The organism is Glycomyces algeriensis, from assembly GCF_027622855.1.
Classification (GTDB): domain Bacteria; phylum Actinomycetota; class Actinomycetes; order Mycobacteriales; family Micromonosporaceae; genus Glycomyces; species Glycomyces algeriensis.
Map to the genome: position 1 here is coordinate 271,769 of NZ_JAPZVR010000002.1, position 21,490 is coordinate 293,258.

At 70.5% G+C, this 21,490-nt stretch carries 21 protein-coding genes and 1 tRNA gene; 4 read left to right on the forward strand and 18 right to left on the reverse strand.

Going from position 1 to position 21,490, the window contains the following annotated elements:
* Nucleotides 1–59: 59 nt before the first annotated feature.
* Both O2L52_RS04480 and O2L52_RS04485 read right to left on the reverse strand, forming a co-directional pair.
* Nucleotides 60–1,226: a VLRF1 family aeRF1-type release factor gene (locus O2L52_RS04480; protein WP_270114125.1), complete on the reverse strand. Its 1,167-nt coding sequence runs from the start codon at nucleotides 1,224–1,226 to the stop codon at nucleotides 60–62.
* Nucleotides 1,227–1,320: 94 nt separating this feature from the next.
* On the reverse strand, nucleotides 1,321–2,097 hold the full coding sequence (locus tag O2L52_RS04485) for a DsbA family oxidoreductase (RefSeq protein ID WP_373897018.1): 777 nt from the start codon (nucleotides 2,095–2,097) through the stop codon (nucleotides 1,321–1,323).
* Nucleotides 2,098–2,329: 232 nt separating this feature from the next.
* Between O2L52_RS04485 and O2L52_RS04490 the strand changes: the two genes are divergently transcribed.
* Nucleotides 2,330–2,404 (forward strand) — tRNA-Val (locus tag O2L52_RS04490).
* Between the two features lie 60 nt (nucleotides 2,405–2,464).
* Here the strand turns inward: O2L52_RS04490 and O2L52_RS04495 are convergent.
* The 6 genes from O2L52_RS04495 to O2L52_RS04520 form a co-directional block, all read right to left on the reverse strand.
* Nucleotides 2,465–2,854: an MmcQ/YjbR family DNA-binding protein gene (locus tag O2L52_RS04495; RefSeq protein WP_270114127.1), complete on the reverse strand. Its 390-nt coding sequence runs from the start codon at nucleotides 2,852–2,854 to the stop codon at nucleotides 2,465–2,467.
* A 26-nt stretch (nucleotides 2,855–2,880) separates the two neighbouring features.
* The gene (locus O2L52_RS04500; protein WP_270114128.1) at nucleotides 2,881–3,297 is read right to left on the reverse strand and encodes a hypothetical protein; all 417 of its coding nucleotides are present in this window, start codon (nucleotides 3,295–3,297) and stop codon (nucleotides 2,881–2,883) included.
* A gap of 52 nt (nucleotides 3,298–3,349) precedes the next feature.
* Entirely contained in the window at nucleotides 3,350–3,829 is a 480-nt protein-coding gene (locus O2L52_RS04505; protein ID WP_270114129.1) for a MarR family winged helix-turn-helix transcriptional regulator, read from the reverse strand.
* A 99-nt stretch (nucleotides 3,830–3,928) separates the two neighbouring features.
* Complete coding sequence (locus tag O2L52_RS04510; RefSeq protein WP_270114130.1) at nucleotides 3,929–4,834, reverse strand: NADP-dependent oxidoreductase; 906 nt, start codon at nucleotides 4,832–4,834, stop codon at nucleotides 3,929–3,931.
* A gap of 186 nt (nucleotides 4,835–5,020) precedes the next feature.
* Nucleotides 5,021–5,458 (reverse strand): VOC family protein, encoded by a 438-nt coding sequence (locus O2L52_RS04515; protein ID WP_270114131.1) that lies wholly within the window; start codon nucleotides 5,456–5,458, stop codon nucleotides 5,021–5,023.
* Nucleotides 5,459–5,467: 9 nt separating this feature from the next.
* Nucleotides 5,468–5,995: a cysteine dioxygenase family protein gene (locus O2L52_RS04520; protein ID WP_270114132.1), complete on the reverse strand. Its 528-nt coding sequence runs from the start codon at nucleotides 5,993–5,995 to the stop codon at nucleotides 5,468–5,470.
* A gap of 74 nt (nucleotides 5,996–6,069) precedes the next feature.
* Here O2L52_RS04520 and O2L52_RS04525 point away from each other — a divergent pair, with 74 nt between their 5' ends.
* Nucleotides 6,070–6,933: a LysR family transcriptional regulator gene (locus O2L52_RS04525; protein ID WP_270114133.1), complete on the forward strand. Its 864-nt coding sequence runs from the start codon at nucleotides 6,070–6,072 to the stop codon at nucleotides 6,931–6,933.
* Nucleotides 6,934–6,976: 43 nt separating this feature from the next.
* On the opposite strand, the gene O2L52_RS04530 is transcribed toward O2L52_RS04525, so the two are convergent.
* From O2L52_RS04530 to O2L52_RS04570, 9 genes are all read right to left on the reverse strand, one after another.
* Nucleotides 6,977–7,966 carry an LLM class flavin-dependent oxidoreductase gene (locus tag O2L52_RS04530; protein ID WP_270114134.1) on the reverse strand — a complete coding sequence of 330 codons (990 nt, stop codon included), beginning with the start codon at nucleotides 7,964–7,966 and terminating at the stop codon, nucleotides 6,977–6,979.
* A gap of 15 nt (nucleotides 7,967–7,981) precedes the next feature.
* Entirely contained in the window at nucleotides 7,982–8,269 is a 288-nt protein-coding gene (locus tag O2L52_RS04535) for an ArsR/SmtB family transcription factor (protein WP_270114135.1), read from the reverse strand.
* Nucleotides 8,270–8,349: 80 nt separating this feature from the next.
* Nucleotides 8,350–9,882: an FAD-dependent oxidoreductase gene (locus O2L52_RS04540; protein WP_270114136.1), complete on the reverse strand. Its 1,533-nt coding sequence runs from the start codon at nucleotides 9,880–9,882 to the stop codon at nucleotides 8,350–8,352.
* Between the two features lie 29 nt (nucleotides 9,883–9,911).
* On the reverse strand, nucleotides 9,912–10,532 hold the full coding sequence (locus tag O2L52_RS04545) for a GyrI-like domain-containing protein (RefSeq protein WP_270114137.1): 621 nt from the start codon (nucleotides 10,530–10,532) through the stop codon (nucleotides 9,912–9,914).
* A gap of 39 nt (nucleotides 10,533–10,571) precedes the next feature.
* Entirely contained in the window at nucleotides 10,572–11,810 is a 1,239-nt protein-coding gene (locus O2L52_RS04550) for an ROK family transcriptional regulator (protein ID WP_270114138.1), read from the reverse strand.
* An 83-nt stretch (nucleotides 11,811–11,893) separates the two neighbouring features.
* A complete protein-coding gene (locus O2L52_RS04555) occupies nucleotides 11,894–14,473 on the reverse strand; it encodes a beta-galactosidase (protein WP_270114139.1) in 2,580 nt (859 codons plus the stop codon).
* On the reverse strand, nucleotides 14,470–15,408 hold the full coding sequence (locus O2L52_RS04560) for a carbohydrate ABC transporter permease (RefSeq protein WP_270114140.1): 939 nt from the start codon (nucleotides 15,406–15,408) through the stop codon (nucleotides 14,470–14,472). The genes O2L52_RS04555 and O2L52_RS04560 overlap by 4 nt, the downstream gene beginning before the upstream one ends.
* Entirely contained in the window at nucleotides 15,408–16,307 is a 900-nt protein-coding gene (locus O2L52_RS04565) for a carbohydrate ABC transporter permease (protein ID WP_344472577.1), read from the reverse strand. Before O2L52_RS04565 ends, O2L52_RS04560 begins: the two co-directional genes overlap by 1 nt.
* Before the next feature lie 84 nt (nucleotides 16,308–16,391).
* A complete protein-coding gene (locus O2L52_RS04570; RefSeq protein WP_270114142.1) occupies nucleotides 16,392–17,663 on the reverse strand; it encodes an ABC transporter substrate-binding protein in 1,272 nt (423 codons plus the stop codon).
* Nucleotides 17,664–17,973: 310 nt separating this feature from the next.
* On the opposite strand from O2L52_RS04570, the gene O2L52_RS04575 reads away from it, so the two are divergent.
* The gene (locus tag O2L52_RS04575) at nucleotides 17,974–19,728 is read left to right on the forward strand and encodes an ABC transporter substrate-binding protein (RefSeq protein ID WP_270114143.1); all 1,755 of its coding nucleotides are present in this window, start codon (nucleotides 17,974–17,976) and stop codon (nucleotides 19,726–19,728) included.
* A 208-nt stretch (nucleotides 19,729–19,936) separates the two neighbouring features.
* A complete protein-coding gene (locus O2L52_RS04580; protein ID WP_270114144.1) occupies nucleotides 19,937–20,893 on the forward strand; it encodes a cation diffusion facilitator family transporter in 957 nt (318 codons plus the stop codon).
* A gap of 49 nt (nucleotides 20,894–20,942) precedes the next feature.
* Here the strand turns inward: O2L52_RS04580 and O2L52_RS04585 are convergent, their stop codons facing one another.
* Nucleotides 20,943–21,407, reverse strand: a complete 465-nt coding sequence (locus tag O2L52_RS04585; RefSeq protein WP_270114145.1) for a peroxiredoxin — start codon at nucleotides 21,405–21,407, stop codon at nucleotides 20,943–20,945.
* Nucleotides 21,408–21,490: the final 83 nt, after the last annotated feature.

Consider the following 21,490-nt stretch of genomic DNA (forward strand, 5'->3'; position numbering starts at 1 on the left):
CCTGGATCGTACTGCCGAAGATAGGTTAGCATAACCTAACTTCGAACCTCAAGCGGTGCTCACCAGCGCAGGAACGCGCCGACACCCCCCGCCTTCTCGTCGATCCCCACGCCGTCGCTGAGGATCGAGACCCGTGCGTCCGAGGCCAGCGCCATCTCGATCATCGCCTCGCCGAGCTGGGCGTCCGCGATGGCCGAGGCCAGCTCGGGCTGCCCGGGGGCGATCGCGTCGGCCAGGACCGCGCCTTCCGGGATGCGGCGCCCGCTCCACACCGAGTCGCGCTCGATGACGAGCCGGTCGACCCGGCCGCCCTGGAGCGCGTCGAGCACGGCCTCGGAGCCCGCCACGGTCTTGCGCGGGGACTCGGCGAAGTCGGCGGTGAGCCGCGCGTCCCGGGCCGCCCTCGCGGCCGCGATCTCAGGCGCGAGAGCCTGCTGGATCTGCGCGGGCGTGGACTGGCTGAGGACGAGCCGCGAGGGCACGACCTCGGCCTTGAGCCCGTTGTGCAGCGACTTGGAGGCCGCCTCGACGAGCTCCGGTTCGCCGGTGACGACGAGCAGCTCCCAGCCGAACGTCGTCACGTGCTCCTCCAGTGTGGAGTGGGCGGCGGCGAGGAACTTCTGGAGGTGCTCGCCGATGCGGTAGTCGAACAGGTCGTGCTGGTTGTTCGCGGTGATGCCGTCGCGCCCGCCCCAGGCGCTGCGGGTGGCGCTGGGGCCCTTCATGACCCGCCAGCTGGCGGTGTCGAGCTCGAAGTGCAGCCCGGAGACCTCCTCGCACCTGCCGAAGCGGCTGTCGAGGAGGCGCATGCCCTTGCCGTCGACGACGGCGATGCCGATCGGCGAGCCCTCGGCCCAGGCGCCGAGCATCGGGGCGATGTGGGAGCGGGGGGCGAGGGCGACCCGGTCGGTCAGCGGTGTCTGCATCTCGACGCTGTAGGTCTGGCCTGAGGCGAGCCCGATGAACAGCGCGCGGCCGATCCCGGGCGCGCCGGGGCGGACGAGCTGCTCGATGTCGAGCTTCATCTCCTCGACGCGGCGGCCGAGCGCGGAGCGCGTGCCGTTGTCGACGGCTTCGTGCAGTTGCTTCAGCCCCTGGTCGAGCCGGGTCTTCCAGGGCGGCGTGGAACCTTCCTGCCGGGGGTCGGCGTTGACGTAGAGCGAGAGCACGCCGGTGTCGTCGCGCAGTTTCACCAGCCTGAGTTGCGTCTCGCGGTCCATCGGCATGGCTAATCGCCTCCTCGATCGAGCGGAATTCGCCTCAGGATATTCCCGGAGGTGCCCGTTCGTGAAGGTTTCGCCAGTTACGCCTGAAGTGCCGTCAGACGGGGCACCCGTCAGGCCCGCACGCTCCACTAATTGACGACTCCGCATGCTCCGTCGAACTGGCGCCTTCAGCGCCGGCGATCGTGGTGATCGCCGGTCGCTTTTCACCCCAAGCCTTCTCGAGGACCTCGGTGAACAGCTCGGTGGGCTGGGCGCCGGAGACGCCGTACTTCTCGTCGACGACGAAGAAGGGCACGCCGGTGGCGCCGAGCGCGGCGGCCTCGGCCTGGTCGGCGCGGACCGCGTCGCGGTAGGCCTCGGGGTCGTCGAGGACCGCGACGACCTCGTCCTTGTCGAGGCCGGCGGCGACGGACACGTCGATCACGCGCCCACGCTCGAAGATCGAGGCCTCGTCGGCGAAGTTGGCGACGTAGAACGCCTGCCAGACCTGGGCCTCCAGGCCCCGCTCAGCAGCGAGGTGCAGGATGCGGTGGAGGTCGAAGGTGTTGCCGTGGTCGCGGCCTTCGGTGCGGTATTCAAGGCCCTCGGCCTTGGCGAGGTCGCCGAGCCGGTACTCCCCGGCCTGCGCCTGGGCGCGGCTCATGCCGTACTTCTTGACGAGCATGTCGACGACCGGGGCGGTGTCGCCCGGCTCGCGGTGCGGGTCGAGTTCGAAGGACCGGTGCCGGATCTCGACGTCGACCTTCCCGTCGAGCTGCTGCACGGCCTTGTCGAACCGGGCCTTCCCGACGTAGCACCAAGGGCAGGCGATGTCGGACCAGATGTCCACGCGTAGCTTTTCCACGACTCCCCCAACACTTGAAGCTTCCATGAAATTCCACCCTGTGCCCCGGGCCTCCCCACCTGCGCCCCAGGCCCCACCAGCGACCGCAAATGCGGCGAGTCTCGCCACTCGCGCCCAAGCCTTTCCACCCGCCCACGACGCGCGCACCCAGGCCTCTCTCGCCTGCCCACAATGCGAGCACCCACGCCACCCGCCACTCGCGCCCAAGCCTCCGTTCAGGTACCCTGTCTCAGGCTCGGCGCGCTCCCGCGCGCCCTCCGGGTGCTTAGCTCAGCGGTAGAGCACCTCGCTTACAACGAGGTGGTCACAGGTTCGATCCCTGTAGCACCCACCAGCACGAAGACCCCCGGCGGAGCATCCGCCAGGGGCCGAGAAGAGCCAGATCAAGAGCCGGTCAGCCTTGGGTGGGCGGGCGGTCGTGGCGGGGCAGGGTTTGGACCGCCAGGTCGTAGGAGTCGCGCACGAGGTCGGTGGCCAGTGCTCGGGTGATGCCGGTACCGGGGCCGATCGAGATCCAGTGGTTCTTGTCGAGGTAGCGGCCGGCGGTCACGGTCCGGTGTTGCGCGCGCAGGGCGCGGGCGTCGCTCGGGTCGGCCTTCACGGTGATGATCTGCTCGTCGGGGTCGTCGGTGACGATCAGGAACACTTTGCCGGCGACCTTGTACACGTCCAGCTTGTCGACGAACGGGCGTCCTTCGGTGACCTCGGGCAGGGATGCGGCCACCTCCCGTGCGACCGCCTGGAGACGCTCGCCGTTCATTCCCTCGCCGTCCGGTGACTGCATGCGCTGATCCTATGTGCAGTCGGGGTCTAGTGGTCGAGCCAGCGGCGGATCGCGTCGAGTGCGTTCTGCGGGCTGGTGTTGAAGCTGATCCGGATGCCCGGCTGGAGGTCGATGAGGACGTTGACGATCCGCTCCAGCAGCACGGTGTTCTCCGGGAACAGGCGCACGCCGCCGCCGACGAGTGCGACGCCGAAGGTGCCTTCGGCGAACCGCCGGCGCAGCTCGGCCTCGGCTTCGTCGGGGTCTTTGCTGATGCCGCACAGCTCGCCGGCGATGCCTTCGGCCTGGATCGCTCCCCAGCCGCGCTCGATCTGCGCGGCCAGCTCCGCGACCGTCATGTTCAGGGGTGCGAGTTCTTCTTCGCTCATCGTCTCCGCGAGGAAGCCGATGAAGAGGACGCGGTCGCTGACCGGCGCTTTCACTTGCGAGTTCTGGTGGGACATCGAAATTCCTCCATAGTGGATCTGGTGTCTTGACCCGGACGCGTGCCGGGACTCAGGCGGGTGCTTCCGGCGGTTGGTTGCGGGCGTTGATGGCGTCGATGACGGTGTGGGCGGTCCGGACGAACGTCTCGGCCTGCTCGTGCGAGAGGTCCCTCGTGGAGGCCTCCTCCAGCTCCCGCCACATCGCCGCGATGGGCTCGCGCATGGCGCGCCCCTGCCCGGTGAGGTGGACGACCATGACGCGCCGGTCGTGCTCGGCCGGTTCGCGGACGAGCAGCCCCGCGTCCTGCATGCGCCGCAGCGACTTCGAGACGGTGGAGTGGTCGAGGCCGACGGCGTCGAGGAGCTCGGACTGGGTCTGGCCGTCCCGGTCGAGCAGGTGCATCAGCAGGAGCTCCTGCCCCGGGTGCAGGCCCAACGCACGGAGCATGGCGGCGGCTCGTCCGCGGTGGGCGCGGGCCAGTTCGAAGATCGCGTAGCTCAGCGGACCCTCGCCTGCTGTGGACGGGACGCGCGGTGCGGGATCGGACATGGTGTTCCTTTGGCGGTGTAGGCGGCACGGCCGGTGGACGCGGCCGCTCCGACAGCGTAGAAGGCGGCCGGACCGGGCGCGCTCACTCCACAACAGGGCCTACTCGACGGTGAGGACGAGCTTGCCGCGGACGTGCCCGGCGTCGCTGATCCGCTGGGCTTCGGCCGCCTTGCCGAGCGGGTAGGCGGTGGCGGTCGTGACGAGCCCGCCGTTCGCGGCGTCCTCGGCGAGGGCGGCGAGGCGGGCGGCCGACTGCTCCTGGGCGCCTGAGGCGAAGACGATGCCGAGCTCGCGGGCGCGGAAGTCGGCGATGGTGACGATGCGCTCGGTGCCGCCGCGGAGCGCGATGGAGTCCTCCAGGGCCCCCTTGCCGGCCAGGTCGAACACCGCGTCCACGCCCTCCGGCGCGAGTGCCCGGACCCGTTCGACCAGGCCCTCGCCGTAGACCGTCGGGATCGCGCCGAGCGAGGCCAGGTAGTCCTGGTTCCCCGGGCCGGCGGTGGCGATGACGCGCGCGCCGCGCGCCACGGCGAGTTGGACGGCGATGGTGCCGACCCCTCCGGCCGCGCCGTGCATGAGCACGGTCTCGCCCTCGGTGACGCCCAGCAGGTTCAGGACCCGCTCGGCCGTCTCGCTCGCGACGGGCAGCGCCGCCGCGTTTTCCCAGCCGAGCCCGGCGGGCTTGCGGGCCACGGTGGTGGCCAGCGCGTACTCGGCGTAGGCGCCGGTGTCGGACCAGCCCAGCACCTCGTCGCCCACCTGCACGTCGCTCACGCCGTCGCCGACGGCGTCGACGACACCGGCGAGCTCGCCGCCCGGGATCGCGGGCAGCGGCGTCGGGCGGACGGCCTCCATCGCCCCGGAGCGGATCTTGCCGTCGATCGCGTTGAGGCCGGCGGCCTTGACGCGGATGCGGACCTGGCCGGAACCGGGGACGGGGACTTCGACGTCGGTCTCGTGCAGGACCTCGGTGCCGCCGAAGCGGTCGAACTGGATGGCCTTCATGACTCCTCCTAGATCGCCACCCGATTAGGTGGCTAGACACATAACTGTAGCGAGAAATGTGTGGCTAGCCAAGTAAATTATTGATACATCATGCAGATCGTGACCCGGAACACCGCCGGGAATGCGGAAGGGCCGCCGACGCCGATGCGCGTCGGCGGCCCTTGCGGGTCCGCAATGCGTAGTGGTTCAGCCGAGCTCCTCGACCAGGCCGACGATGACGCCGGCGGGGCCGCGGACGTAGGCGTAGCGGAGGATGTCCTCGTACTGCGCCACCTCGCCGACGAGTTCGGCGCCGTGGGGCCGCAGCCGGGCGAAGGCGTCGTCGACGTTGTCGATGACGAACGTGAGGCGCGGGATGCCCGGCGTGCTCACCGGTTCCCAGGGCGCCGGGCTCACGGCCTTCGGGTGGTGGATCGTCGAGAGCTCGACCTGGCCGTGGCCGTCCGGGGTCCGCAGCATCGCGATGTCGGCCCTCAGGCCCTCCAGCGCGGTGAGCTTGTCCGCCCACTCGCCGCCCACGGGCGCCTGGCCGACCAGTTCCATGCCGAGCGCGACGAAGAACTCGATCGCGGCGGGAAGGTCCTCGACGACGATGCCGACGTGGTCCATGCGCTTCAGTGTCATGGGAAAGGCTCACTTCTCCGCGTGCGCGGGCTCGTAGTAGCGGCGGGCGCTGCTGCCCACCCTAGTGAGGTCGGTGCCGTAGATGTGGAGCGAGATCGCGGTCTCGGTGCCGGTGTTGACGATCCGGTGGATGTCGCCGGGCGGGGCGAAGCCGTTGACCTCGCCGGGCCGGTTGTCGCCCGCGCCGATCCGGTTGAGGTGCTCGTCGAAGAGCTCCTCGTGCTCGACGCCTTGGAGGACGCCGACGACGCACCAGGTGATGTGGTCGTGGATCCGCGTGGTCTGGCCCGGCCGCCAGATCACGGCGGTCACGGAGAAGCTGCCGTCGGGCTCGGCGTGCAGGACGTGCCCGGTGGGTCCGTCCGGGTCGCCGAGGCGCTGCTCGGGGGTGAGGAGTTCGGGGCCGGGCAGGACCGGGCGGAGCCCGTCGGCGACCGCGCGGGCGGCCTCGTCCCAGTCGGCGGCGTTGCGGAGCGCGGCGCGGACCGCGGTGGTGACATCGGTCAGTGCGGGTGTCGCGGTGATGATGGCTGTCATGGTTTCAGCCTCCTACGGATCGATCCATCAGTCCAATGCCAGATCACGTGGAAACCTATAGATACCATTGATACATGCTCGATCTGGTGCGGCTCCGGGTCCTCGCGGCGGTCGCCGCGCACGGCTCGGTCACCAAGGCCGCCAAGCACCTCCACTACGCGCAGCCGTCGGTGAGCCACCACCTCGCCCGACTCGAGGCCGAGACCGGCGCCCGGCTGGTGCAGCGCGTCGGCCGCGGCATCCGGCTCACCCCTGAGGGCGAGCTGCTGGCGCGCCGCGCCGCCGAGATCATCGGCCGCGTCGATGCGGCCGAGGCCGAGCTCGAGGCCATGGTGGGCCTGCGGACCGGCCGGGTGCGGGTGGCCGGGTTCCAGTCGGCGCTGAGCACGCTCGTGCCGGAGGCCGCGGCGGCGCTGCGCCGGGACCATCCGGGCATCCAGCTGCAGCTGGTCGACGCCCATCCTGTGGCGGCGATGGAGATGCTGCGCACCGGCGAGGTCGATGCGGCCGTGGTGTTCCGGTACGAGGAGGACCTGCCCGGCGACATCCGCGGCGTGCACCTCTTCGACGACCCGATGTACCTGCTCAGCGCGCGGGCGGGCGACACGCTGCTCGACCACCGCCGTTCGGCGTGGATCGGCGGGTGCGTGCGCTGCCGCCAGGAGCTCCTCGAGCTGTGCGAGGCGGCCGGGTTCACCCCCGAGATCGCCTACACCAGTGACGAGATCATCGTCCAGCAGGCGCTGGTCGCGACCGGCCTCGGCGTGACCACGGCCCCGGGCCTGGCCCTGCGGACCCACCGCCGGGACGACATCGAGGCGACCGAGATCGACCGCTCCCGCCGGATCCACCTCGTCACCTACGGCGAACCACCCGACCCGCCGGCGACCACGGCGTTCATCGCGGCGCTGCACGTCGCCGCGGAGCAGTACGCCTGAACGTGCCGGAGCGCCGGGCCACGGCCCGGCGCTTCGCTTCGTTCTAGTGGCGGCCCATGGCCTTCGCGGTGAGCTCGACCGAGCGGATGCGGTCGGGGACCTCCTGGGCGTGGTGGGCGGTGATGAGCTCGTCGGCGCGCACGGACTGGGCGAACGCCTCGAGGTAGGTGCGCACGTCCTCAGGGGAGCCGGTGGCGGTGTACTTGGTCATCGACGCGAGCTGCTGCCCGCCCGCGGAGGCGAGGAACGCGTCCACCTCGGCGTCGCTGAACTCCTGGCCGCCCTGGCCGCGCTTGATGAACGCGCGGGTCCGGTTGCGGTAGGAGATCTCGCGCTGGGCCTCGGCCTCGGCGCGGTCCTCGGCGGCGAAGACGTTCACGCCGGCGATCACGTACGGCCGCTCGAGCTGGTCCGAGGGCTGGAACTCCTCGCGGTAGGCGGCGACCGCCTCGAACAGCGCGTCCGGCGCGAAGTGGGAGGCGAACGCGTACGGCAGGCCGAGCTGCGCGGCGAGCTGCGCGCCGAAGAGCGAGGAGCCCAGGAGGTACAGGGGCACTTCGGTGTCCGGGACGGGCACGGACTGCACCCCAGGCACCCGCGACTGCCCGCTCAGGTAGCCCTGGAGTTCGAGCACGTCCTGCGGGAACGTGTCCGCGGAGGTCGCGTCGCGGCGGATGGCGCGCATGGTCTGGCGGTCGGTGCCGGGCGCGCGGCCCAGGCCGAGGTCGATGCGGCCGGGGAAGAGGGTCGCGAGGGTGCCGAACTGCTCGGCGATGACCAGCGGGGAGTGGTTGGGCAGCATGATGCCGCCGGCGCCGAGGCGGATGGAGTCGGTGTGCTCGGCGACGTGGCCGATGACGACGCTCGTGGCGCTGGAGGCGATGGTCGGCATGTTGTGGTGCTCGGCGTACCAGACCCGCCGGTAGCCGCTGCGTTCGGCGGCGCGGGCGAGTTCGACGCTCGCCGCGAGGCTTTCGCGCGCGGAGCGTCCCGGCGCGATCGGCGCCAGGTCGAGGATCGACAGTGCGGGCATGGTCGGGGGCCTTTCTCAGAGCGTGTGGTGGAGGTCTTCGGCGAACGCGCGGATGCGCGCCTCGTCGCGGCGGTAGTAGATCCACTGGCCGCGCCTGGTGGCCTGGAGGAACCCGGCCCGCTGGAGGACCGCGAGGTGCGCGGAGACGGTGGAGGCGGAGGCGCCGGTCTTCTGCTGGATCAGGCCCGCGCAGACGCCCAGCTCCGCCGTGTCCCCGCACGGGAAGTGGGCTTCGGGGTCCTTGAGCCAGTTGAGGATGCGCAGGCGCGTCTCGTTGGAGAGGGCCTTGCACTCGTCGATCACGTTCGCCCCCTTCGCTATTTCGCTAATTAACGAAACATACCTCGGCGGCGGGCCGGCGGCATCATGAGGCCGGTCACGGGTCAGTGGTGCGGGTGCGCCTCCAGCGGCGCGGCCGCCGGGCCCTGGAGGACGGCGCCGCTGGTGGCGAAGCGCGAGCCGTGGCACGGGCACTCCCAGTTGCGCTCGGCGTCGTTGAAGCCGACGACGCAGCCGAGGTGGGTGCACGTGGCCGACAGGGTGTGCAGGCCGCCGTCCTCGTCCCGGTAGACGGCCCGGAGCGCGCCCTCGATGCGCATCACCGCGCCCTGGCCGGGCGCGAGATCCTCGGGCTCGGACGGGGCGGCGTGCGGCAGGCGGTCGCCGATGAAGTGCTTCACGACCTTCGACTGGGCCGCGGCGAGCTTGCCGCCCTCGCGCAGCAGGTGGAAGCGCCCGGGGCCGAACAGCCCGGCCCACCGCGGCGGCTCGCCCGCCATCGTCTCGGCGATGGTGCGCGCGGCCGCGACGCCGTTGCTCATCCCCCAGCCGCCGAAGCCGCAGGCGACGTACACGCCGTCCTCTCCTGAGACTTCGCCGACGAACGGGACCCGGTCGGTGGTCGTGTAGTCCTGTGCGGCCCAGCGGTATTCGACCGACTCGAGCCCGAACCGGTCGGTCGCCCACGCGGTCAGCCGCTCGAGCCGCTCGGCGGTGCCGGCGTCGCCGGGCGTGAACGCCTCGCCGGTGACGATGAGCAGGCGCCGCCCGTCGCCGTACGGGGCGGTGCGCACCGAGCGGGTGGCGTGCTCGGTCGTGAGGTACATGCCGCCGGGGTCCGCCGCCTCGGGGATCGCCCCGGCGACCACCAGTTCGCGGCGGGGTGTGAGCCGCGCGAAGAGCTTGACGCGGTCGATCACCGGGAACTGGGTGGCGATCACGACCTGCTCGCAGCGGACCTCGCCGCCGCCCGCGAGCGCGAGGACGTGCCCGCCGTCCCTGGACTTCGAGTCGTCGAGGCCGGTCACGCGCGACTGCTCGAAGATCCTGCCGCCCTGCGCGGTCAGATCCGCGGCCAGCGCGAGGAGGAAGCGGCGCGGGTGGAACTGGGCCTGGTCCTCGACCCGGACGGCGCCCGCGACGGGGTACGGGAGGCCGGTCTCGGTCGTGAACGAAGCGGGAAGGCCCGCTTCGCGGGCGGCGTCGGCCTCATCGCGCAGCGCCGCGACGCCGTCCTCGGTCTCGGTGTAGACGTAGGAGGGTGCGCGCTCGAGGTCGCAGTCGATCCCGAGTTCGGCGGCGATCTCGGCGACGCGGGTGATGGCGCTGGTCTGCGCCTCCGCGTAGTCGCGGGCGGCCGCGCTGCCGAAGCCGTCCCGCAGGTGCGCGTAGACGGCGGCGTGCTGCGCGCTGAGTTTGGCCGTGGTGTTGCCGGTGACGGCGGCGGCGATCCGGTCGGCCTCCAGCACCGTGACCGAGCGGCCCGCGCGGGCCAGCTCCCAGGCCGTGCACAGTCCCGCTATGCCGCCGCCGACGACGGCGACGTCCGTGGTCACCGGGCCTTCGGCGGCCGGGTAGGTCGTGGCCTCGGTGGAGGCGATCCAGTAGGACTCGGGCAGGACCAGCGGCGACTTCATGCCCCCGGGGGTACCCCGGGGGCCGCGGCTCACTCCACGGGCTTGACGGGCTGGCGCAGGATGGTCCTGAGCTTGGCGGGCGCGGTGCGGCGGGCGTCGCTGAGGTAGATCTCGTGGTGGTCGCCGTTGAAGGTGAGCTTGTTGTGCGGCAGGTAGTGGTCGTGCAGGCGCTGCAGGACGGGTGTCTCGGACTCGTACGAGCCGAGGTGCAGGGTCTGGACGCAGAGGCCTTCGGTGAAGGCGACCAGGCGCAGCTGCTCGAAGGCCGGGTTCGGGTGCTTCGCGGCGGCCTCGCCCGCGGCGGCCACGACCATCTCCTGGGTGATCCACTCGGGCTGGCCGATCATCATGGTCCACTCCCAGGCGCTCTTCTCGCGGGTGAGGAACACGGCCGGGTCGTCGGCCCGCCAGAGCCCTTCCATGGGGGCGACCACGAAGTCGCGGCCGAGGGTCCGCTTGCTGGCGAACTTCAGCGTGTACGCCGTGCCGTAGAGGGCCGCGACGGCGTCCGCGTAGGCGGCGCCGGTGTTCGGGTCGCCCTTGCCGTCGACCGCGAGGTACCGGAACTCGGGCACCTCGACGACGGCGAACGCGCCCTTCGGGGGCGAGTACAGCTGCTTGTGGGCCTTCTTGACGTCGTACTTCTCCATGCCCGCAGTCTCCCATCCGGCTCCGACACGCGGGCGGGGTCAGATGGCCGTGGGGACCCGGGTGGTCACGAGCCCGACGTCGCCGAGGAAGCGCTCCAACGCGATGGTCGCGATGCCCGTGGCGACGGAGTTGCCGCGCACGGTGGAGACCTCGATCGCGAGGTCGGAGGCGGAGTCGCCGGGGGCCTCCTCGAGCACGCGGCGGCGCACGGCCGGCACGAGGTGGTCGCCGAGGGCCCAGGCGGTCCAGCCGGTGAGGGTGATCATCTCGGGGTTGACGATCGCGCAGAGGTCGGCGATCGCGGAGCCGAGGTACCGGGCGGTGAGTTCGAGGGTCTCGGTGAGCGCCGGGTGCGCCGGGGCTTCGAGCGCGGCGGCGAAGGCGCCGATGAACTCGCGCTGCATCGGGACGGCGGCGAGCGGGTGGTCCGGGGCGATCGCCGCGAGGGTCTGCTGGATGCCCGCCGCGCCCACATAGGCCTCGACGCATCCTGAACGGCCGCAGCGGCACCGGCGGCCGTCGAGGGCGAGGAGGCTGTGGCCCCACTCCCCCGCGCCGTTCTGCGCGCCGCGCAGGATCGTGCCTTCGAGGACGATCCCGGCGCCGACGCCGGTGCCGAGGTTGACGGTGATCATGCTCTTGTGGCGCCGGCCCTCGCCGAACCAGAGCTCGGCGGTGGCGATCGCCTTGAGCGGGTTGTCGACGACCATGGGCAGGCCGATGCGCTCGCGCAGCAGGTCGACGTGGAGCCAGGGCGCGTTCGGGACGACGACGGCGACCTCGGCCCGGCGCTGCATGCCGCCGGGGAGCGAGATGCCGACGCCGAGCACGTCGTCGCGGGTGGCGGGGGCGCCTTCGAGCGTGCTCTGCTCGAGGGCGAGGTCCAGGGCGCTCACGATGGCGTCGGCGACGTAGTCGTGCTCGTCCTCGCGCTCGTCGGTGGCGACCTCGGCGGAGGCGAGTTCGTCGAGCGCGGAGTCGAACACGGTCGCGCGCACATAGGTCTCGGCGACGTCGACGCCCACGATCCGGCCGCGGCTTCCGTTGAGCCGCAATCTGGTCGTGGGCCGCCCGATGCGTCCGCCGGTGCGGCGGGCCTCGGTGACGATGCCGCCTTCGAGCAGGTCGCTGACCACCGTGGCCACCGTCGCGTTGCTCAGGCCGGTCGAGGCGGCGAGGTCGCCCCGGCTCGCCTCGCCCGCCGCCAGCAGCGCGTGCAGCACGTCGAGCCGCGACTCGCTGCGGATGTCGCGCGAGGTGCGCCTGGTGACGGCCATGTGGATCTCCTGTGCAGCTACTGGGGTGCCCGGTGGTCCCGGCCGGGTGCGGGCCGGTCGGGACCACCGGACGCCCCCTGAGGTCATTCCGGCGAGGCGGCGGCGGTGACGCGCGCGAGGCGCGGCCGTTCCCCGCCGGCGGTGCCGTGGACCAGCAGGCGCACCGCGCCGGTGTTCCATGATCCCGGAATCCACAGTCGACCGGGGTCCCCGCCGGTGAACTTCGGCCGGGCCGCGTCCTCGAGCCACACGCGCCCGAGCAGTTCGCCGCGTGTGAACGCGCTGACGCGCACCTGCGCGCCCTCGAACCGCAGGGAGCACCCGCCGGACGGGACGGCCACGTCGAGCCACGCCTCCTCCCCCGGAGCGAGCTCGAGCGGCAGCCCGACCGCCGTTCCCGCACTGTCCTTCTCGGACAGCGCGAGCAGGGCATGGTCGGCTTGCGCCTCGACCTGCCAGTCTCGCACAGCCTCCAGGCGCAGCAGGGTCGCACCGCCGCTGTCGACCGGCCAGTGCGGCATGGTGATCGCCACTGCACGGCCTTCGCCGGGGGCGAGGTGCACCCACGGGTCGTTCGGGCTCACGATGCGCGAGGCGCCGTCCACGGTGATCTCGCACGGCGTCTTGAGACCGTCGAGGTGCAGCGCGTAGTGGCCGGTGCCGTCCACCGGCAGGGCGCGCCGGTACGTGACCGGGCGTCCGATCCGGGTGCTGCTCCAGCCCGCGAGGGTCCGCACGGGGGCGGGGTCGCCGGCCCACTGCTCGCCGCCGTCGACGGTCCACAGTGCCGTGACGTCCTCGCTGGACGCGATCGCCCAGACGCGGCCGAGGCCGCGCAGCGACCCGATCGCGAGGCCGGGCAGGCGCGAGTCGTCGAAGTTCGCGTGGCCCCAGGTCTCCACGGTGGCGTCGAGCCGCGAGGCGCCCGCGAGCGGGATCCGCACGGTGGCGCCGAACTTCGCGATGCTCGGCAGGGCGGTGCCGTCGAGCGCGAGGTCGACGATGTCGCTCGCGCCTTCGATGAGCAGCTCGCCGAGGCCTTCGACCGCGGTGGCGTAGTGCGTGCGGCCGCGGTAGACGCCGACGGCCTCGGAGCTCGGTGCGAGCTCGTGGGCCTCGGTCGCGCCGGTGCGGGTCTCGAGGTCGAGCCGGAACGCCTCGGTGAGGGTCTCCGGTTCGGCCGCAAGGGTTTCGAGCACGATCCGCTCGCCTCCGGGGGCCGGGACGTCGTCGGTGTGGATGAAGGTGATCGTCCACTGCTTCGCGCCGGATGACACGGTCATGGTGACGCGCTCGCCGGGTTCGGCGGTGTGCGTGCCGGTGACGACCTGGCCGTCCTCGGTCTCGACCACGGCCGTGCTCGCGCCCCTGGAAGCGACCACGAGGCCTTCGGGCCCCGCGTTCACGAGGTCCGCCGAGCAGAAGCGCAGCGTGCCCGGCAGGCCGAACCGCGCGAGCGGCAGGTCGCGGGTGACCAGCGCACACGAGCCCGGGGCCAGCTCGATCACGGTCTCGCCGTGCGCATCGGCGAAGGTCGCCTTGCCCGGCTCCTCGCCGAGGTTCGGGACGCCCGTCAGCGTGCCGCCGCCGTCGAGCAGCAGCATCGACGGGGAGTCACTGGTGGGAACATCCACGCTGATCCCTTGCGCGGCAGTGGTGGTCGCGCGGGCGAGTGCCGGGCCGAGCGTGCGGGCGAGTGCCGCCAGCGCGCGGGCGTCGGCGGTCTCGGGCCGCGCTTCGCCGACCGGGGACAGGAACCCGCCGAAGTCGTAGTCGTGGGTCATGAACCCGCCGGGGTCGCCCCAGTTGCCGACCGAGGGCGTGTACCCGAGGTCGTAGCCGGACGCCTGGAGGTACGGCGCGAGCAGGGTCGCGCCGCTGGCCATGAGGCGGCGCAGCGTGGCGTGGGCCCGGTTGGTCTCGGTGACGAGCAGCGGGAGGCCCTTGGCGCCCAGGAGATCGGCGTAGTGGCGCACTTCGGCCTCGACGAACGGCGAGCGGTCGTCGGGGTAGAAGTTGAACGCTGGTGCGACGCCGTCGACGCCGCCCGTGGCGCCGATCAGGTCGCCCTGGCCGGCGCAGGCGATGAGCGGCACGTCGATGCCGTGGCCGGTCGCCATGTCCCGCAGGGCGGTGAAGTAGGCGTGGCGGTCGTGCGTGTCGAAGAAGTCGAGCTCGTTCTCCAACTGCACGGCCACCACACTGCCGCCGCGGCCCCACTGGCGCTCGGCGAGGAGCGGCATCGCCTGGTCGAACCAGCCCTGCACCTGGGCGAGGAACTTCGGTTCCGCTTGGCGCAGTGCGAGTCCGTCTTCGAGCGCGAGCCATGCCGGCAGCGCGCCGCCGTCCCATTCGGAGCAGATGTACGGGCCGGGGCGGGCGATGACGGCGAGGCCGGCCTCGTGCGCGAGGTCGAGGAACGCGCCGACGTCGCGCCGCCCTTCGAAGTCCCACTCGCCCGGGGCGGTCTCGTGGAAGTTCCAGGGAAGGTAGACGTCGATCGCCCGGTACCCGGTGGCGCGGACCTGCGCGAGCCGGGCCTCCCAGACCTCGCGGGGCAGCCGGAAGTAGAACAGCGAGGCGCAGAGCAGGGTCTCCTCGCGGTCGTCGAGGACGAGCCCAGAGCGTCCGAGCCGGACGGTCGCGGTGGACGGATCAGTCACTTCACACCAGCACTTCCACCTTGGAGGTTCATTTCGTAGAGGTACTTCTGGCCGAGGTAGTAGATGACGATCATCGGCAGGGTCAGCATGATCGACCCGACCATGATGAGGTTCCACGGCGGCAGCTGCATCGCGTTGCTGGTGCTCGTCATGTACTGGAGGCCCAGCGCGAGCGGCATCTGGTTCTCGGCGTTGAGGTAGATGAGCGGGCCCATGAAGTCGCCCCACGCGTGCGTGAGCGTGAAGATCGCGATGGCGGTGAGGATCGGCCACATCATCGGCAGGATGATCTTGCGGTACACGCCGAAGTAGCCGAGCCCGTCCATCTGCGCGGCCTCGTCGAGGTCCCCGGAGATGCGGGAGACGAACTGCCGCACCAGGAACACGTTGAACGCGTTGGTGAAGAAGTTCGGGATGATGAGCGGCAGGTACGTGTTGACCCAGCCGAGCTCCTTGAACAGCAGGAACTGCGGGATCATCGTGATCTGCGCGGGGATCATCATGGTGGCGAGCACGAGGATGAACATGAAGTTCTTCCCCGGGGCGCGCAGCCGCGCGAAGGCGTAGCCGACGAGCGAGGACGAGACCACCTGGCCCACCGCGGACAGGGTCGCGATGACGACCGAGTTGGTGATGAACCGCCCCACGGGCAGCCCGGTCGCGGTGAAGACGTCGGTGAAGTTCCGCCACTCGAACTCGCTCGGGATGACCGTGAACGCGTTCTGCGAACTGGTCAGGTCGCTCGCCAGCGAGATCGAGATCATGAGGACGAACGGCACGAAGAAGATCGCGGAGACGACGAGCAGCACCGCGTAGGTGGCGGGCGAGGCCTTGAAGGCCGAGAGCCGCTTCTGGGCGTGGTCGCCCGGGTCTTTCTTCTTGCGGCCGTTCGGGGCCGTGTGCGCGGGTGTGGTGGTCGGCGTGACGGCGGCCATCACTTCACCTCCGTCTCGTAGAAGACCCACTTGCCGGCGGTCCGGAACGCGATCAGCGTGAGCAGCAGGATCACGACGAAGAGCAGCCAGGCGACGGCAGAGGCGTAACCGAAGTGGTAGAAGGAGAACGCCTCCTGGAACAGGAGCGTCACGACCATCTGGCTGGCGTTGTCGGGGCCGCCGACGTTGCCGCCGGGGGCGAGGATGTAGACCTGCGAGAAGATCTGGAACGCCCCAATCAGCCCCATGATGAGGTTGAAGAAGATCACCGGGGTGATCTGCGGGAACGTGACGGACCAGAACTGGCGCCAAGGGCTGGCGCCGTCGATCTCGGCGGCTTCGTACAGCTCGCGCGGGATGCCGTTCATGGCCGAGAGCAGGAGCACCGTGGCGCCGCCCGCGCCCCACACGGACAGGATGACCAGCGCCGGTTTGATCCAGGTGGTGCTGAGCAGCCACTCGGGCCCGTCGATGCCGAACCAGCCGAGCATGTCGTTGAGCGGGCCGGAGGGCGCGAGCACCATCTTGAAGACCATGGCGGTCGCGACGAGCGGGACGAGCGTGGGCAGGTAGATGAAGGTGCGGAAGAGCTTGCGGCCGCGAATGCGCTTGTTGAGCAGGTTCGCCAGCCACACGCCGATGATGAGGCCGAGCGGGACGGAGATCGCCGAGTAGAAGAAGGTGTTCCAGAGGGCCTTCCAGAAGATGGGGTCCTCGGTGAGCGCCTTGGCGTAGTTGTCCAGGCCGACCCATTCGGGCGGCGTGAAGGAGTCCCATTCCGTCAGCGAGATGTAGACGGAGGCGATCATGGGGCCGAGCAGGAACCCGACGAATCCGATCAGCCACGGCGAGATGAAGAGCCAGAAGAAGAGGGCCTCCTTCCTGCGCCGCTTGGACATCTTGGGGCGACGCCTCCCGGCGCCGCGCGACTCGCGCGCGGCGCCGGGGGCTTCGTCGACGACGACGTTCGACATCGGAGCGTCCTACTCGATGATCGACTCGAGTTGGGTCTGGACCTTGTCCAGCTCGGTCTGCGCGTCGCCGCCCTCGTTCCAGAAGGTGCCGAGGTTGTCGTCGAAGGCCGCCTGCATCTCGTTCCACTCCGGGATGAACGGGGCGCGGAAGATGAACTCGGAGGACTCGCCGAAGGCGCCCATGTTCAGGCCCTCGGGGGCCCAGGCGGGCTTGAGGAAGGCGTCGGACTGCTGCACTTCGAGGTTGGCCGGGACGTCCTGGGCCTTGTCGATGATGACGGTCTGCGCTTCGACGTCGGTGAGGAAGTCGATGGCTTCGAACGCCTTCTCGGGGTTCTCCGAGTCGCGGGTGATGGACAGGCCGGAACCGAAGGCGGAGACCGCCTGCTCCTGGCCGCCCCACATCGGGGCGATGCCCCAGTTGATGTCGGACTCGATGAGCCCGCCGATGCCCCAGAAGCCGGTGGCGTTCATCGCGACGGTGCCCGCGGCGAAGGCGGGGTCGCCGCCCATGTCCGGGCCCATGTCCGCGTACTCGGTCGCGGTCGGGGCGTAGTGGTACTTGTACTGCAGGTCGTTGGCCCACTGGAGGGCTTGGACGACCTCAGGGGAGTTGACCGTGGGCTGGCCGCTGTCGTCGATGATCTGCCCGCCGTTCTGGTAGGCGAAGCTCCACCACTGGGCCCACCAGCCCGCGCCCGAGAAGCCCCACTGCTCACCGGGGATGGTCAGCTTCTCCATGGCGGCCTGGGCGTCGTCCTGGGTCCAGGCGGCGGTCGGGTACTCGACGCCCGCGGCGTCGAACAGGTCCTTGTTGTAGTAGAGGATCATCGCGCCGGAGCGGTCGGGGATCGCGTAGGTCTGGTCCTCGTAGGTGTAGAGGTCGCCGACGGGGCCGAAGCGCTGCTCCATGTCCAGGCCGGCGGACTCGATGTACTCGTCGAGCGGCAGGAGCTGGCTCTTGGACGAGTAGGAGTTGACGTTCTCGGCCACCTGCATGATGTCGGGGCCGTCGCCGCCCGCGATCATCGTCTGCACCTTCTGCGCGTACTTGTCCGCGGGGATCAGCTGGAGTTCGATCTTGGTGTCGGGGTTCGCCGCCTCGTAGAGGTCGATGCGGGCCTGGTAGGTCTCCTTGTCGAGGTCGCCGCCCCAGACGACCATCTTGAGGGTGCCGTCGTCCTCGGCTTCGCCTCCGCCGCATGCCGCCAGGGCCGCCGCTGCGAGCAGTGCCGTCGCTGCGATCCCGGCGCCTTTGCGCCAATGAGCCTTGTCCACCATGTCTTCCGCCTCCTTGCGGTCGGGGGGTTCGGACGCCGGCGGGCCGCCGGCGCGAGTTAAGACAAGGCAAAATCTAACCCATAGATAAAGGGTTGGATAGAGGCCGTCGGATAACGATTTCGACGCGGTGAACACCGGATGACCGGACCCCTTCCCATGTCGCATGCGCCGCGCGACCCGGCCCGGGGGACCGTCCGTTGTGAAATACAATAGTATTCCTATCGTTTTAGTTGACTTTCTTTTCGGGCGGCATTATGGTGTGATGCGTGCGAGTGTGCACTTCCCCCTGTATGACGTGAAAGAGCCTGCTATGCCCGAGAAAGCACCCCGTCGCGGCCTGCGAGCCACCAGCCTCGCCGCCGCGTCCGCCGTCCTCGCCCTGGGCCTCACCGCCTGCGGCGGCGACGAAGCCGCCGGCACCGGCGTCGGCTTCGAGGACTGCCTGACCGAACCCACCACCTGCAACTCCGGTCCGCGCGCCGAAGGCGGCGACCTGACCTGGGCCGTGGGCGGCAAATGGGAGGCCTGGGGCCAGGCCGACATCTACGGCTCCAGCCTCTCCACCTCGATCATCAACCAGCCTTTGCGCCCGACGGTCTTCACGTACGACCAGGCCGGCGAGATCCACTACAACGACGGGATCTACTCCGAAGGGCCCGAACTGGTCTCAGAGGCGCCGCTGACGGTGGCCTACCACCTCAAGCCGGAGGCGACCTGGGGCGAGGGCACCCCGATCGGCATCGACGACTTCCTGTGGCACTGGAAGGCCACGTCGACCGACGAGGCCCAGTGCGCCGGGTGCACCCCGGCCACCAGCTACGGGTCCAATGTGGCCTCGATCGAGCCGGGCGTGGCGAACACCGTCGTCGTCACCTACAAGGACGGCTACCTCGACTCCGAGTGGTACGCCGCGCAGGTCATCACCCACCCCGCGCACATCGCCGAGGCCCGCGGCCACGCCGACTGGCGCACCGACCCGGCCGTGATGGCCGCTTCCGTCGCCGACTTCTCGGAGAACCCGCCGCTCGACTACAGCGCCGGGCCGTTCCGGATGACCGAGGGCGTGCTGGGCGACTATGCGAAGTACGTGCCGAACCCCGAGTGGACGGGCTCGCAGCAGTCGACGCTGGACTCCTTGACGCTCAAGTACATCGAGGGCGCCGACGCCATGGCGACCGAGCTGCGGCAGGGCACGATCGACGGGGCCGCGCCCTCCAGCTTCGACCCCGAGATCCTCGACCAGCTCGCGGCCGACGAGAACCTGAAGTACAGCGTCGCGCCCCAGTCGGGCTGGTCCCACATCGACGCGAACTTCGACAACCCGTTCCTGGCCGCCGAACCGCTGCGCCGGGCGATCTTCACCGCGATCGACGCCGACGAGATCAACGCCCGCGCCTACGGCACCGCGTTCGAGGGCACCGAGACGATGACGAACGTGCTGTTCCGTCCCGGCTCGGAGTTCCACACCGACCAGATCGGCGACTCCGGCCTCGGCTCGGGCGACCAGGAGGCGGCCCGCGCGATCCTCGAGGACGCCGGCTACACCTGGGACGGCGACGCGCTCCTCACCCCTGAGGGCGAGCCGGTCTCGCTGCGCTTCCGCACCGGCATCGAGGGCGAGGCCTTCACGCCGATCATCCAGGACCTGGTCATCACCTACCTGGGCGACCTCGGCATCGACCTCACCACCGACCCGATCCCCGGCGGCGAGCTGAACTCCGTGCTCGAGGCCCGCGACTGGGACCTCATCCTGTTCTCCTGGATCGAGACCCCGCTGTTCGCCTCCTCCGCGGCCGACTACTGGGGCGAGGGCAACCACACCGGGTTCCAGGACGACCGGGTCGACGCGATCGTGGCCGAGCTCGCCACGACCCTCGACCGCGACCGCGCCGCCGAGCTCAACAACGAGGCCGCGCAGATCTCCCTCGACCAGTCGGTGCAGCTGCCGCTGGCGTGGACCCCGCAGCTGGTCATGGTCGACAAGGACGTCGTGAACGTCCGCGACAACTGGGCCACCACCATGCGGGTCTTCTACAACGTGGGCGAGTGGGGCTTCGCCGAATAGCGGCACAGCGCCGAGGGCCGACAGGCCGCGAAGCGCCGAGTACGAATAGGCGAGCGCCGCAAGGCGCACGACCGCCCAGTGCTCAGAACGGGCAGCGGGCGAACCGATCGGCAGGGCCGGGCGCAGCGGGATCAGCGCCCGGCCCGTCCGTGTGGTTGAGGGGCGAACCGGTCGCCGCGGCGCTGCCGGCTCGCATAGGCTCGGAGCCGTGAGCGATGAAGCGGCGACCGTGAACTCCGAGAGCGTCCTGACCGTGCTCGTCGCCGCGCTCATGAACCTCGGCATCGCGCTCGCGAAGCTCATCGCCGGCATCCTCGGCGGCTCGGCCGCGATGGTCTCGGAGGCCGCGCACTCGGCGGCCGACACCGTCACGCAGGTCATGCTCTACATCGCGCTGCGCAACAGCGCGAAGCCCGCCGACGACCGGCACCCCTTCGGCTACGGCAGTACCGCCTACCTGTGGGCCGCGCTCGCGGCGGCCCTCACGTTCGTGGCCGGCGGCCTGTTCTCGATCACGCACGGCTTCCATTCGCTCCACGAGGGCGCCGAGGGCGACTTCCTGCTCTCCTACATCGTGCTGGGCATCTCGTTCGTCCTCGAAGCAGTCTCCTTCGGACGGACGATCGTGCAGCTGCGCCACGAATCGGAGCGCTGGTCGGTGCGGCCGAGGACCTTCCTGCGGCACACCCCGGACACGAGCCTCAAAGCCGTGTTCCTCGAGGACCTCGCCGCGCTCATCGGCCTGGTCCTGGCCGCGACGGGCCTCGCGCTCACCGAGGCCACCGGGAACCCGGTGTTCGACGGCACCGCCTCGATCCTCATCGGCGTGCTCCTGCTCGTCGTCGCGGTGACGCTCGGCCACGCGAACGTCTCGCTGCTCATCGGCAAGAGCCTGCCGCCGCGCTTCCGCGGGGCGGTGCGGTCCGAGCTCGAGGGGGGCGAGCACATCACGGCCGTCCAGGACCTCTTGACGCTCCAGCTCGGCCCGACCTCGGTGATCATCGCGGCGAAGATCGACTTCAGCGACAGCGCGAGCGGCGACCAGATCGAGCGGACCTGCCGGGAGCTGGAGGCGCGCCTGCGCGAGCGGTTCCCGATGGTGATGTACGTGTTCCTGAGCCCGTGGGGCGAGGCGGACCCGCGGGTCGGCACTCAGGCGGACTGAGACGCGAAAAGGCCGCCGGGGGCTTCCCCGGCGGCCTTCGCGATCAGTCCTAAGCGGCCAGCTCGGACAGGGCCTTCTGCCAGGCGCCCTGGTCACGGGCCTCGCCGGGCAGGTTCATCTCGGCGAAGCGGACGACGCCCTGCTTGTCGATGACGAAGGTGCCGCGGTTCGCCATGCCCTTCTCGTCGTTGAAGACGCCGTAGGCCTGGGCGACCGCGCCGTGCGGCCAGAAGTCGCTGAGCAGCGGGAACTCGAAGCCCTGCTGGTTGGCCCAGACCTTGTGGGCGAACGGGGAGTCCACGGAGACGCTGAGGACCTGGACCTCGTCGCTCTGGTAGGCGTCGAGGTTGTCCCGGATGCCGCAGAGCTCGCCCTCGCAGACGCCGGTGAACGCGAACGGGTAGAACACGAGCAGGACGTGCTTCTCACCGAGGAAGTCGGCGAGGCTCACTTCCTGGTTGTTCTGGTCCTTCAGGGTGAAGCCGGGGGCCTTGGTTCCGGTCTCGATCGGCATGCGCGCTCCTCGCGGTGCGGCCCTCGGCAGAGGGCGGTGTTGGCTGACGCGCTGAACGTTATCGCCACCGGCGCAGCCCGGTC